Origin of the sequence: Tepidibacillus decaturensis (assembly GCF_001561915.1) — a bacterium.
Lineage (GTDB): Bacteria > Bacillota > Bacilli > Tepidibacillales > Tepidibacillaceae > Tepidibacillus_B > Tepidibacillus_B infernus.
Map to the genome: position 1 here is coordinate 1,785,712 of NZ_LSKU01000001.1, position 12,827 is coordinate 1,798,538.

The 12,827-nt window shown below is 36.7% G+C and carries 11 protein-coding genes and 1 pseudogene; all 12 read right to left on the reverse strand.

Annotation, left to right across the window (positions count from 1 at the left end):
* On the reverse strand, nucleotides 1–222 hold the full coding sequence (locus U473_RS08440; protein WP_068725301.1) for a Beta-galactosidase C-terminal domain: 222 nt from the start codon (nucleotides 220–222) through the stop codon (nucleotides 1–3).
* Nucleotides 223–228: 6 nt separating this feature from the next.
* Nucleotides 229–342 (reverse strand): annotated as a pseudogene (locus U473_RS14615) (beta-galactosidase); the annotation flags it as partial.
* 37 nt (nucleotides 343–379) lie between these two features.
* Nucleotides 380–1,870 (reverse strand): glycoside hydrolase family 32 protein, encoded by a 1,491-nt coding sequence (locus U473_RS08445; RefSeq protein ID WP_068727570.1) that lies wholly within the window; start codon nucleotides 1,868–1,870, stop codon nucleotides 380–382.
* A gap of 16 nt (nucleotides 1,871–1,886) precedes the next feature.
* Complete coding sequence (locus tag U473_RS08450; protein ID WP_068725303.1) at nucleotides 1,887–4,076, reverse strand: alpha-galactosidase; 2,190 nt, start codon at nucleotides 4,074–4,076, stop codon at nucleotides 1,887–1,889.
* A gap of 24 nt (nucleotides 4,077–4,100) precedes the next feature.
* Complete coding sequence (locus tag U473_RS08455) at nucleotides 4,101–4,919, reverse strand: carbohydrate ABC transporter permease (RefSeq protein ID WP_068725306.1); 819 nt, start codon at nucleotides 4,917–4,919, stop codon at nucleotides 4,101–4,103.
* Entirely contained in the window at nucleotides 4,919–5,755 is an 837-nt protein-coding gene (locus U473_RS08460) for a carbohydrate ABC transporter permease (protein ID WP_068725308.1), read from the reverse strand. The genes U473_RS08455 and U473_RS08460 overlap by 1 nt, the downstream gene beginning before the upstream one ends.
* 164 nt (nucleotides 5,756–5,919) lie before the next feature.
* Nucleotides 5,920–7,155: an ABC transporter substrate-binding protein gene (locus U473_RS08465; protein ID WP_235589085.1), complete on the reverse strand. Its 1,236-nt coding sequence runs from the start codon at nucleotides 7,153–7,155 to the stop codon at nucleotides 5,920–5,922.
* 239 nt (nucleotides 7,156–7,394) lie between these two features.
* A complete protein-coding gene (locus U473_RS15680; RefSeq protein WP_068725311.1) occupies nucleotides 7,395–7,679 on the reverse strand; it encodes a transposase in 285 nt (94 codons plus the stop codon).
* A gap of 167 nt (nucleotides 7,680–7,846) precedes the next feature.
* Complete coding sequence (locus U473_RS08475) at nucleotides 7,847–8,227, reverse strand: transposase (RefSeq protein WP_268807440.1); 381 nt, start codon at nucleotides 8,225–8,227, stop codon at nucleotides 7,847–7,849.
* 389 nt (nucleotides 8,228–8,616) lie between these two features.
* Nucleotides 8,617–9,840 carry an anaerobic glycerol-3-phosphate dehydrogenase subunit C gene (locus U473_RS08480; protein WP_068725315.1) on the reverse strand — a complete coding sequence of 408 codons (1,224 nt, stop codon included), beginning with the start codon at nucleotides 9,838–9,840 and terminating at the stop codon, nucleotides 8,617–8,619.
* Nucleotides 9,812–10,984 carry an FAD-binding protein gene (locus tag U473_RS08485; protein WP_068725317.1) on the reverse strand — a complete coding sequence of 391 codons (1,173 nt, stop codon included), beginning with the start codon at nucleotides 10,982–10,984 and terminating at the stop codon, nucleotides 9,812–9,814. The genes U473_RS08480 and U473_RS08485 overlap by 29 nt, the downstream gene beginning before the upstream one ends.
* The gene (glpA, locus tag U473_RS08490) at nucleotides 10,977–12,596 is read right to left on the reverse strand and encodes an anaerobic glycerol-3-phosphate dehydrogenase subunit GlpA (RefSeq protein WP_068725319.1); all 1,620 of its coding nucleotides are present in this window, start codon (nucleotides 12,594–12,596) and stop codon (nucleotides 10,977–10,979) included. Before glpA ends, U473_RS08485 begins: the two co-directional genes overlap by 8 nt.
* Nucleotides 12,597–12,827 lie beyond the last annotated feature (231 nt).

The window sequence follows — 12,827 nt, forward strand, 5'->3', positions numbered from 1 at the left end:
CTAATTTTTTACGATAATACTAGCAAACGGAGGTAATTTTTTACCACTAATAGTCTTTGTTTCTGAGGAATGATTTAGTACAAATAAATAAGTACTTCCTTGACTTTCTCTTTTATAAACCTCAACATCTTTATCCGAATGGATATAGTCAATACCATGGCAATCAATGATTTCCTTATAAGCCAAAGAAAAATCAAATTTCCCTTCTTCACTTTCCATCATGTGCTACGCAAATTCCCCAATACGAACAATATTAGCTCCTAATTCTTTAATTCCTTTTATATCTTCATCTAACATCTCTATTGGCCAGTATTCAGGATAATAATCTACACCCAAATACATAGATGGTCCTCCAAGTTAATGACATAAATAACTTTTACTAATTCCATATATTATCCAACGTCCACGAATCCAATGTTATAAGCTTAACCTCTCCACCTTCGCTAAATACTTCAAAAAACTTACTTTCAGGATCAGGATAAATCCGTGACGTCATTACAATTTCACCATTATTCACAAATAACTCTATTGATGAACGATCAATAAAAAAATGCATCTTAATTTTATTATCATCTATACGGTTCAATTTGGCTTTTCTAATACCACCTTCACCTTGACCAGAATAATTTCGATCCAAGATCATCTTATTTTCTTCCACATCAAAATATATCAATGTTTTTTCACTTCCATCTTCTGAACAGCGAACATTCAATCCGAACCGATTGGCTGTTCTTTTCTCATTTAAGTCAAATTCAGCTACAATCTCTAAACTGTCACCCTTTATATTCTCTAATCTTTTAATACCTTTAATCGTAGAATAGGATATAGAAACTCGATCTTTTCTTAATTTCTGTAATTCTTCAATCGGTTCCATTGTTAAGAAACCCTCTGAGTTAACCTTTAATTCCCGAGGAATCGTCAATGCACCAGCCCAACCATCTTCTTGCTCAGGCATTTTCGACTCCCACATGTTCATCCATCCTATCACAATCCTTCTTCCTTTATCATCTAAAAAGGATTGAGCGGCATAAAAATCAAACCCTTTATCTAGTTCTATAAATTCCCCATGATGAAACTGTTTTGTTTCGTAATCGAATTCACCTGTTAAATATCCATTTTGATAGAGATTCTGATAGAGATCCCCTTCAGGTTTTATCCCTTGAGGTGAAAATAACAAAACGAATTTCCCATCTAATTCAAAGAAATCAGGACATTCAAACATGTATCCAAGTTTCCCATCACTTTGGGCTAATACTCCTTGATACCGCCAATTCTTCAAATCCTCTGAATTGTAAAGGATGACACGTCCTAAACCATTAGTCTGATTCCCTAAGACCATGTACCATTTATCCCGAAATCGCCAAACCTTTGGATCTCTAAAGTGGGGTGAACTATCTTCTGGTGATACTGAAATGATCGGATTATGCTCCCATTTTGAAAAATGAATGCCATCCTGACTTTCTGCTAGACACTGTACTTTCTTAAATGTATCTGCAACCTCATCAAGAACATTATGCCCTGTATAGATGAGGGTCAATCTTCCATCATGGTCAACAGCACTACCAGAGAAGCAACCATTTTTATCAAATTCATCCCCAGGGGCTAACGCAATGGGAAGGTGTTCCCAATAAACCAAGTCCTTACTCTTCACATGCCCCCAATGAATCGGCCCACCTTTTGAATCATACGGATGATGTTGATAAAATACGTGATATTCGCCTTTCCATTGAATTAGACCATTTGGATCATTAATCCAATTTGCTGGTGCCATAATGTGATAGTTTAATCGATATCGATCTTTTACTTGTTCCCTTGCCTTTTCCAGAGCAGACTGAGCCTCTTTTAAGCGTTCCTTATGGTTTTTAACCATATCTAACCCCTCACTTTTAAACCTCATTAAATTCCCATGTATAACTTTGGAAGTCTCCTTTTAAATTTGCAGGTATGCTTAATCCAACATAACAGAGTTCATCTCCACCATAAACCTTTTCTGTTCCAACTAAACGATATTTCTTAGAAACATCAATCCCCTTCAGTTTCAAAACAGATAATGGTGCTGCAGGTTCTGTAAGTATAGAGTAATAGAAAACTATTACCCTTGATTTCTCCGAGTTGGTGAATAACCATGCCGTGTCATTTCCCTCGAATGGGCTTTTTAAACGATAAAAATCACCAAATTGGATTAAACTTCGTATCCTTTTATATTTTTCAACTTGACGCTTCACAATTTCTTTTTCACCCTCAGATAACTTCGTCAAATCTAACTCATATCCAAAATTTCCTGACATCGCAACGTCCCCACGCATATCTAACGACGTGACTCGATTCACTTGGTGATTTGGGACAGCGGAAACGTGAGCACCCATCGTAATAATCGGGTATACAAGACTTGTTCCATACTGTATTTTTAAACGTGAAACGGCATCTGTATTGTCACTTGTCCATGTTTGCGGCATATAATAAAGCATTCCGGGATCAAATCGCCCACCTCCACCAGAGCAGCTTTCAAAAAGAATATCAGGGAAAGCAGTTGTTATTTTCTCTAAAATTTTATATAGCCCTAACATGTATCGATGAGCCGTTTCCCTTTGTCGATCTGGTGGTAGTGTTGCTGAGCCAATTTCTGTCATATGCCGATTCATATCCCATTTTACATAAGCGATTGGGGCACTTTTTAAAATTGTGGATATTCGATTCACTATTTCATCCTGGACATCTTCTCTTGTTAAATCAAGTACGAGTTGATTTCGACTTTCTGAACGTTCTCTTCCATCAACATGAAGACACCAATCCGGATGTTCACTGTACAAATCACTATCGACGGAAATCATTTCCGGTTCTACCCACAAGCCAAATTGCATTCCATTTTTGTTAATCCGACTGGCCAGATCATCTAAGCCATTTGGTAGTTTATCCCGATTGACATACCAATCCCCTAATGAAGACTTATCATCATCTCTTTTCCCAAACCACCCATCATCGAGTACAAACAATTCAATACTCAGTTCACGACCTACTTTTGCAATTTCTAATATTTTCTCAGCAGTAAAGTTGAAATAAGTGGCTTCCCAGTTATTCACTAAAATTGGACGTTCTTGATCTCGATATTTTCCTCTAACGAGACGGTTTCGGTATAAGTGGTGGAAAGTTTGCGACATACCGTTTAACCCATCCGCAGAATAGACCATCACGACCTCTGGGGTCTGAAAGGATTCTCCTGGTTCCAGTTTCCAACTAAAATCAAATGGATTGATTCCTATTGAAACCCTAGTATTCCGAAATTGATCGACTTCGGCCTGGGCTAAAAAATTGCCACTATAAACAAAGTTAAACGCATAGACTTCACCAAAATCTTCTGTTGTATCTCTTTTTAATAATGCGATAAAAGGATTATGTTGGTGACTACTTGCCCCTCTTGTACTTTCAATTGACTGAATTCCTACTTGAAGCGGTTTTCTTTCAATGTATCTTTCACGAATATGAGCACCATGCAAATGTAAAAAATAAAAATCCGCATCATGGAAATCAATTGACATACTTAAAGCACGTAAAATTTTCAGATTGGATTTTCCATGATTAACAAATCGAACAGATCGAGTGATTACATTATACTGTTCAAACACCGTATAACTTAAAATGACTTGAAGTCCAATTAAAGCATCTTCCATCACAATTTCAAGTGTTTCCGCTTCATCTTCATTCTCCACATAGGTAGCTGGCAGACCTTCTAATGATTTTTTCCCTTTATAGATGGAATGAGACACATACCTTAGATCGGTTACAGTTGATCCATTTACCAATTGAATCTGGTATGCTGGTTTCCGATAGTCGGTATTGCCATACTGAGGGTACTCTTGTGGCAACGTATCTAACGAGAAAGTTCGGTCATCTTTGTATGGATTACCAGAAAACCCTCGGTCTAAAAATTGAAGAAAGTTTGACTCGTTATACTCCCTGATTTTCTTCCCCCAGTAAAGATGGACTAAATATCCAGCACGAAAAACTTGCATAATATAGCTCGTACCTTTTGCCTTCAAATGAAACGTTTTATTTTTTGAATAAAATTCAATCCCCATTACGCATGTCACTCCTATGTTATTTTATTTGATTGCTCCTTTAGTAACTCCTCCTATAATCCATCGTTGTGCGAATATATATACAAGAACCATTGGAGTAAGCGCTAATAAATAGGATGCAAATGCTAGATTATAATCAGTTCCAAACTCTGTTTGAAAAACGTATTGAACTAATGGCAATGTATGATCAGCAGAATCACTTAACACAATTAGTGGGAGTAGGAAGTCATTCCAAGTCCATAATGCTGTTAATATCCCGATCGTCGCATTAATTGGTGCCATCAAAGGAAATATAATCCGCCAAAAAACACCCCATGTACTTGATCCATCAATAATAGCCGCTTCTTCCAGTTCTTTGGGGATGGAGCGAATATACCCAACATAGATGAATATATTCATAGCCATTCCATAAACCACATAAAGCAGAATCAACCCAAATTTGTTATTCATTCCTAATGCTGACGTTTCTTTCACGATCGGAAGCATAATAATAGGAAACGGAATAAATAAAGCACTAACAAAGTAATAATATAAGGTTTTGAAAAATCTACGATGCATATTTCTAGCAATTGCATAGGCAACCATTGAATTCGTTAAAATGGTGAAAACGACCGTAATAACGGTGATAATTAGACTGTTTGAAAGAGCGTGAAAGAAATTCGTGGCCTCAATTGCCCGAGTAAAATTTTTAATATGAAAACCCACCGGAAACGAAAGGACTGATTTTGCCATCTCATCTGGTGTCTTAAATGCAATGGATACCGTCATATATAACGGAAATAGGATGATTAATGAGCCTAGCGCTATCAAAAGAGTTAGTGACCAATTGACTCGCTGTTTCATTACATATCCATCTCCCTTCGTTGAAGAACTTTAATTTGGAAAATTGAAACGACCATGATGACGATAAAATAAATGACCGCATTGGCAGATTGAAATGCGAACTCCCCTCCAGCAAATCCACCATTATAAATTAAAAGGGAAATGGATTCTGTCGCATGTCCAGGTCCCCCATTTGTTGTTGCAACAATCTGATCAAATACCATCAAAAAGTTCTTCATCGATAAGACCATGTTGATCGTGAAGAAAGGGGCAATTATCGGAAATGTAACCTTCCAAAACTGCTGCCATTTTGTTGCACCATCCAAGCTTGAAGCCTCGTACAGCTCTTGGGGAACTGTTTGAAGACCTGATAAATATAAAATGATATTAAATGCACTAGCCTGCCAAATAACCACGATTAAGATCCCGATCCATGCATATTTCTCGCTACCTAGAATATTCGTTGATAAAAAATCAATGTGCAGTTTATCGCCAACCTCTGGTAAAATATTCGTAAAAAAGAAATTAAATATAAATCCAACAATTAAAACTCCTAATACATTAGGTAAGAAATAAATGGCTCTAAAAAAATTCCTACCTTTGATCTTTGCATTTAAACCTACTGCAACACTCAGACTAATAATATTTACGAGAATCGTTGCAACAACTGCAAATTTAAATGTAAAGAAATAAGAATTTTTTACAACTTCATCTTGAAATAGGTTTACATAGTTTTTAAAACCCACAAAATCATAAGTTAAACTAATTCCATTCCAATTTGTAAATGAATAGTAAATTCCCTGTATTGCTGGCAAAGTATGGAATGTTGCAAAAAGGAGAACTGCAGGGATTACCATTAAATAAAATACTACATTTTTTTCTTCATTGATTTAAACCTCCCTTTCACAGGAAAAGCGAAAGAACGAATAGGTTTATTAAGAGCAAGATTTTCCTTTTCCATCTTTGTCCCACTCCTTATTAAAAGATGGAGAAATTGGTTCCCCAATTTCTCCATATTCTACTATTTACGATTTTCAACTTTTTCCCAATCCGTTTGAATCGTGTTTAAGAATTTATTCACGTCTTTCGTTTGGGCTAAGGTTTGTAAAGCCTTATCTACACTTACACCAACAGGAATGTAATGATCAGGGAAGTCAACAACCGCTCCCTTATCAAAGCTTGATTTTAAACCTGCTAGAACAGGATCTTCTTGAACGATTCCCTTAAGTGTAGAAAAAGCATTTTGTTCCGTAATATATTGTTTTGCATTTTCTTCTTTTAATAGAAACTCAATAAACTTTCTAGCCTCTTCAGGATGTTTAGAAGAAGCAGCTAGGCTGAATTGTAAATCTACTCCAGATACGACTTTACTACTGTTTGGTGTATTACTTACTGGATATGGAAATACACCTAGATCAATATTCGGATTTGCCTTTTTAATTTCAGGAATCGCCCAGATCCCTTGAAGATACATTGCTGCCTTTCCATTAGCAAAGGCGGTATTTCCATCATTATAACCAACACCTTGCTGATCCTTATGCCCGTAATTCAACAATTGAACAAACTTCTCGGCAGCTTCTTTATATCTTTCTCCTGCTAAAATTTTCCCTTTATTCAGTTCCGTATAGAAGTCATCACCTTGAGTATTTGCTGCTAAAACGTTAAATACTGGTAGAGTCGTCCAGGCATCTTTTAATGTAAAATAGAATGGAATTTTACCAGCTGCTTTTACCTTCTCTGCAACCTGAATAAATTCATCCCATGTCTTCGGAACTTGAAGTCCTAGTTCAGAGAAAATTTTCTTATTATAAATCACTGCATCGGCGTTTGCAGCGAATGGAATGGCATAGATTTCATTTAATCCAGATACATTTTTTAACATTTGTAGATAAGCAGGTTGTACTAATTCTAAATTTTTATCCTTTGACAAGTCGACAAAAACCCCTGCTTTTGATAATTCCTTGTAGTTATTATTTGCACCTATTCCGATGATGTCCGGAATATCATTTTTCGCTACTCGTGTTTTTAATACAACTTCTGCTTCAGGTGGGCTAACTTGTTCCACTTTTATATTTGGATTTTCGCTTTCAAACTTCTTAATCAATTTATCAAATGTATCTATTGCTTCTCTTTTATAATGAAAAAACTCTATTTTTACTACTACATCATCTGAACCAGATGATGCATTTGAACAACCAGTAATTACGATAGATAAAGACAACATAATAATTAAAAAGATTGAAATCAACTTCTTCACTTTAAATCCTCCTCGTTAATGATAGTTTTAATTACTGAAAGCGCCTTCAATTAAATGATATTATATTTATTTTTTTCAGTCAATTAAATTTTTACTAAAATTTTAACTTAATTTTTTAGTATTATAATTATAATAGTATGCTTCTACACTTCTACACTTCTACAATATCAAATCGAGTAAGAGCTGAATAATTATTTTATTCAGCGTCTTCTCACACCACACGTGAGTCTGTCTAACTATTAGTTTGTATTATCACTTAATTCCATAAACAGGAAGTTTTTTTGAAATTTTTTGTGAAAAGTGAAAAATATACATAATCTTGAGGCTATACTCTCTCTGAACCTCCGCACTAACTCCTTAACTCCCATGATGTTAATCAATCTTTTCAAATTATAAGCAAGGCAAATAAAGCCTCCCTCAGTATTTACTGAATCAAGTCCTCTTGTTAAAAAATATGTATAACCTAAGTGTCTTTTTATAGTTCCAAAAGGATGCAATCGAGCCCCTTTTTTTGTAAATATCATTTTTTGCTATGGTGTTCTCATCTCTATGATCTCTTCCTCTTTAAGCCTTGTTACAGCTCTTTCACCTTTAGATGAAGTGCAAGAATCTTTTTTTCCACAATCCATATAGTTATCACATGTATAGCGCTTATAATCTTTTCCATTTTGCTTGCCGTTCCACTTAAATTCTAATCTATAGCCCATTGCGCATATATAAACATCATCTGTTTTATCGTATTGGAAATTTTTTTATCAAAACCATTTTGAATTTTTTCTTGTTTTCCTTTTTGGCTTTTTATCAATATTTCTGTACTATCATCTACTGCGTTAATTATTTCAGACATATTGAAATATCCCGTATCTGCTACTGCTGTAATTTTTTCTTCCGCAAATACTTGCTTAGCATTGTTTACCATATTAGATAATTGATTCTGATCATTAACGTCATTCACTACTTCAAAAGCTACTATTGATTTATGTTTACTATCCACTGCAGTTTGCATGTTAAAACAAACTTCAAATTTACCATTATTCTTCATAGATTTTGCATCTGGATCAGTTAAACACACATTTTGTTCATATAGCAGTATATATACAATTTAAGTAAATCTTTTCTTTTATGATATTTTTCAATTATTAGCAGAAGCTGAGGTTTCTTTAAACATGGACATGTTTAAAAATCAAATGAATAAATCGTTGGCTACTATACCTAGTTATATCAAGCAATGTCTGGACATTTCTGTGTACGAAAGTTGAGTTATAAATAATTCTGTATAAATTTTTACAAACTAGCATGAAGTTTGTTGAGTCCAACATCGACTCTTTCACAAATAATTCAACAAATCTAATTGAAGGATTCTATACTACCATTATGTTTACTTAAGATGTGTCATCTATCATTTTATCTTATCGGCAAGTACCTAATATTTTTACATTGTATTAAAAAAGCAGCATTCCATTAGGCGTGCCGCTTTTTTGTATTGTTTGCATTATTATAAGATTCAGATAGAATTTGCATCGGATGTAATACTTTTTTATCTGTAAGCTGATCTAGTTGATTTTTGCACATGCCGCATTCTGTTACTGTATAATCTGCATTTAATTCTTCCACTGCTTCCTTCATCTGAATTCCTATTTTTAGCGACAGGTCAAATTTCTCTTCTTTAAATCCAAAAGTTCCACATTGGCCACAACAACCAGCAGCTAAATCCTGAATTTGATAATTAGGGATCAGTTCAAGAACATCCATGGCTGGGTTGCCAATTCCTTGGGATTTCATGTGACAAGGAGCATAGTATCCTGCTTTCACATTCATTGGAGCCAAATTCGTATTCATTTCCCCTTGCTCATGCAACATTCTTAAGTATTCATCAGCATCATATACATGTTCTGCTAATTCCTCAGCTCCAGGTATATTTAAAATAGAAACATACTCTTTTTTCAAAGCTAAAGTACAACTAGTACAAGTGAGTACCACATCGTATCCTTGACGTGTATATTCAAGCAGGCTATTCACATTAAATGTTGCATTTTTCATCATTTGATCCATTTGGCCGTTAGCTAACATAGGAATGCCACAACAATGTTGATCAGGATTTGCTACTTCAATTCCGTTGTAAGCCATGACTTCCACAAAAGCCTCAGCTACTTCAGGGGCATTATATGTAGCATAGCAACCGACAAAATAGGCCACTTTTCGTTTCGTTTTTGCCGTTTTCTTTTTATAACGACGGTTGAAATTATTGAAGGTGTACTTAGGAAATTTTCGCTCAGCATGAATTCCCATTATCCTTTGCATTATTTTACGCACGGGTTTGATCTCCATCACTGTATTTGTAATTGGTGCAAAAGTTGAAGCCACTTTTCCTACAAGTTCTGCTCGACTTAAGATTTTATCGCGAAACTTAGTACCTAACATCTCCGCGTGAATAGCTTTGACTTGTGCTGTTAATGTAGTGACATGCACATTTTCTGGGCAAGAGATATCACAGTTTCCACATAGCGTACATAGCTCAATACGTGGATCATCAATGAGTTCTTGATTCTCCATCAATCGTTTCAGCTCAGGTCCTAAATGTTTTGGTCCACCAAAATCTAGTGTTGCATTGGAAACAGGACAACTGACTACACAAGCATTACATTTGAGACATTGATCATAACTGGTTTCGAGTAAGTTTATCATGTTGTTCTCCTCCTACTTGTAAACGATAGCTATTCTTGATCACCGACTCATAACTGGATAGAATCGAAAAAATTCCACCTGTAATGCCGTATTTTGTGACACCTATACCTTGTGCAGCTCCTACGAGAAAAAGATTCTTGTATGGATTCACAAGATTGCCTTGCTCATCCACTTCTAATCCTAGAGCTGTTTCTGTCACACCACTCAGCAATTGCTCTAGTCCTCCACCCAGGATTCCACCTGTGGCTAAAACAAATGATTTGCCCTTTACTTCGATCGTGTTATGGGTATTCCGTGCCATCACGGATTCAATCCATTGATTCACTCGATGACTATCCACTACCTTGGAATTGGCATACTGCCGTACACCCAAACGAATCATTTCTTTTTGCAATTGTTCTTGCAAACGAATGGCTGTTGCATTCGGTGGCATACCCACCGCTTCAGTAATGATTGTGTCCAATTCTGTCTTAAAATCGCTCCAAACAGTTTTCCAATTCATCACGCCTAATACAGAAGGCAGAATAATCAAATCTGGCTTACGAATCAATAACTCTTTCATCTTCGCTTTTATTTTGGAAATGACTTGTTTTCGAACTACCTCTTGTTCCAATAATCTAGCGGCATCAAGCTGTGTCATGGTTCGAAGCGAACGCTGACCTAATGAAATCGAGAAATGGTCAATGGTCAATTCAGAACGTTCACTTGCTAAATTTTCTGCAACATATGTGTGTTGAAAATCCGTAATTTCTTGGAATCCAACCACAACCACATGACCTCTATGAGGAATAGGAGCAACTGTTATCGGGTATAAGGCGGTTGATTTTAGAAAACCTGAACCCGTTACGATCTCTACGGGTTGCTCAATCTTGCCTTGATAGGGATTTCCTAATCGACTCATTAACTCCTTAAAACGGTCGATTCCACTCTCAACAAGTAATGGATTCCAGTCTTTGATCTGGTATTCTCGAATCAGCTCGCTCATTCCAGCATCTGATCCCGGAAAAATATCCATCACCCCTGTTGATTGAATGATCTTTCCTGTTCCTTGGCTCACAAGTGCAACTGAAGCTCCTTCTTCCTTAGCCCAGATTGCTGACAACATTCCAGTTAAGCCTTGACCGATTACAACCACATTATACATGAGCTTTCTCCCCCTTTTTTCCCATTCCCAAAGAAACATGATAAATGGTGTTCATCAAATCTAACTGCTTGGCTGTTTCTCCTGTCGCTACGACTTTCATCCCTTTTTGTCTCTCTGCTACCGCATCAAGTAGTGCTTTATTTGCTTCTTCTGATGTTGTGATGCCTCTTTCCACAGCTATTGCTGCTGTACGAAAATTACAGAATGTCCCCTGACATGTTCCCATTCCTAAACGTGTTCTCCTACGAATATCTCCTAAATGGAATTTTTCATCTGGTAAGACCGATTCGATTTCACCTAGGGTTACTTGTTCGCATTCGCAGACAACGATATTTAAAAGATCATTTTTTTGTAAGCCTTCTTCAATTTTTTTCGCACGATTACCTGCCCAATGAACTAACTTTTGTTTCACCGCCGGAGCCATATTCACTTGTTTAAAAAATTCCTTTGCTTCACGGTGTGGAACAATCTCTTCTGCCGTAGTACATTTAGTGGAAACACCTAACTTTTGACAAACTAAATCGACTGTTTTTTCTGCCATGTAACGGAAAGTTGTAAATTTACCGCCAGTAATAGTAATAATTCCCTCTATACCATCACGAGTTTTGTGATCAAGTAGTGCCATTCCTCGACTCACATTCCGCCCACTGTCTCCGATAGCACCTTTTTCTTGGTAAAGAGGTCTTACCCCCGCAAACGCGCGAATAATTCGCATCTGCTCAACATCAGAGATCATTGCCTTACCATCTCGAAGCATCTTGTCTACTTCTTCTCGGGATAGCGAAAAATCGTCAGGTTCAAGGACATTTACTCCAGTCGTTCCAAAGATAGTAACGTTATGCGCAGGCACAAATATATCAGCATCTCCTGGCTTACGTAAACGGTTAATTACTTTTTTATTAAAACGGTGATGAAACACCACTAACATTCCACGGTTATTGATCATATGAACTTCGCTACCAGCGAAAGCAGCAATTCTAGCAGCCCAAGGACCTGTCGCATTGACGACCATGTTGGCATGAATCTCAATTTGTTCACCCGTATTGACGTTACGAACAATGACACCAACCACACGGTTATCTCGCATGATCATCTGTTCTACCTGATGATATGTCAGTACTTTACTTCCTCTACGTACTGCATCTGCTGTCACATCAACAACTAATGTAAAACCATCTACTGCACCATCTGGTACATGATAAGCGGCTTGAATATTCTTCGATAAAGAAGGTTCTTCTAAAAAGACTTGCTCTAGTGGAACCTCTTTTACCGGAATCCCAGCTTTCTTACATCCTTCAAGCCATTTTTGAACAAAGGCATCGTCATCTTGAGGAACCTTTACAAAAAGGCCACCTGTATCTTCGACCGAACCCGGCACAGTCCGTTTCACAATTAAATTTTCTTCATAGCTTTCACGCGCGGTCTCTGCATCCCCAACCGCATATCTCGCACCTGAATGGAGTAGTCCATGATAGCGAGAGGAAGTACCATGAACTAAATCCTGTTGTTCAACAAGAATCGCTTTGATGCCACGAAGTGCCAAGTCTCTCAATACGCCAGCACCTGTCGCCCCTCCACCAATCACTACAACTTCAGTTTCCAGTTTTCTCATCGCCATTTCCCCCAAAAGATCTTATATATACAGAAAGAGACCAGCACAAATCATCCTTTGCACTAGTTTGTCAAAGGCTTGATTTGTTTGGTCTCTCCGAATCTCCAACCAAAATAACCGATAAAATTGTCTATATAAATTATAACACGCTTTCATTCAGGGTTAAAGTAGTAATCTAAAAAACATAAGAAGGGTGGAGATCATCCACCCTTTAAATTAATTCTTACTCCC

Coding starts and splice junctions, on each gene's coding strand:
- U473_RS08445 (WP_068727570.1), bottom strand. CDS start 1,870: ATGGTTAAAAACCATAAGGAACGCTTAAAAGAGGCTCAGTCTGCTCTG.
- glpA (WP_068725319.1), bottom strand. CDS start 12,596: ATGAGAAAACTGGAAACTGAAGTTGTAGTGATTGGTGGAGGGGCGACA.
- U473_RS08450 (WP_068725303.1), bottom strand. CDS start 4,076: ATGGGGATTGAATTTTATTCAAAAAATAAAACGTTTCATTTGAAGGCA.
- U473_RS08455 (WP_068725306.1), bottom strand. CDS start 4,919: ATGAAACAGCGAGTCAATTGGTCACTAACTCTTTTGATAGCGCTAGGC.
- U473_RS08440 (WP_068725301.1), bottom strand. CDS start 222: ATGATGGAAAGTGAAGAAGGGAAATTTGATTTTTCTTTGGCTTATAAG.
- U473_RS15680 (WP_068725311.1), bottom strand. CDS start 7,679: ATGATATTTACAAAAAAAGGGGCTCGATTGCATCCTTTTGGAACTATA.
- U473_RS08485 (WP_068725317.1), bottom strand. CDS start 10,984: ATGTATAATGTGGTTGTAATCGGTCAAGGCTTAACTGGAATGTTGTCA.
- U473_RS08480 (WP_068725315.1), bottom strand. CDS start 9,840: ATGATAAACTTACTCGAAACCAGTTATGATCAATGTCTCAAATGTAAT.
- U473_RS08460 (WP_068725308.1), bottom strand. CDS start 5,755: ATGGTAATCCCTGCAGTTCTCCTTTTTGCAACATTCCATACTTTGCCA.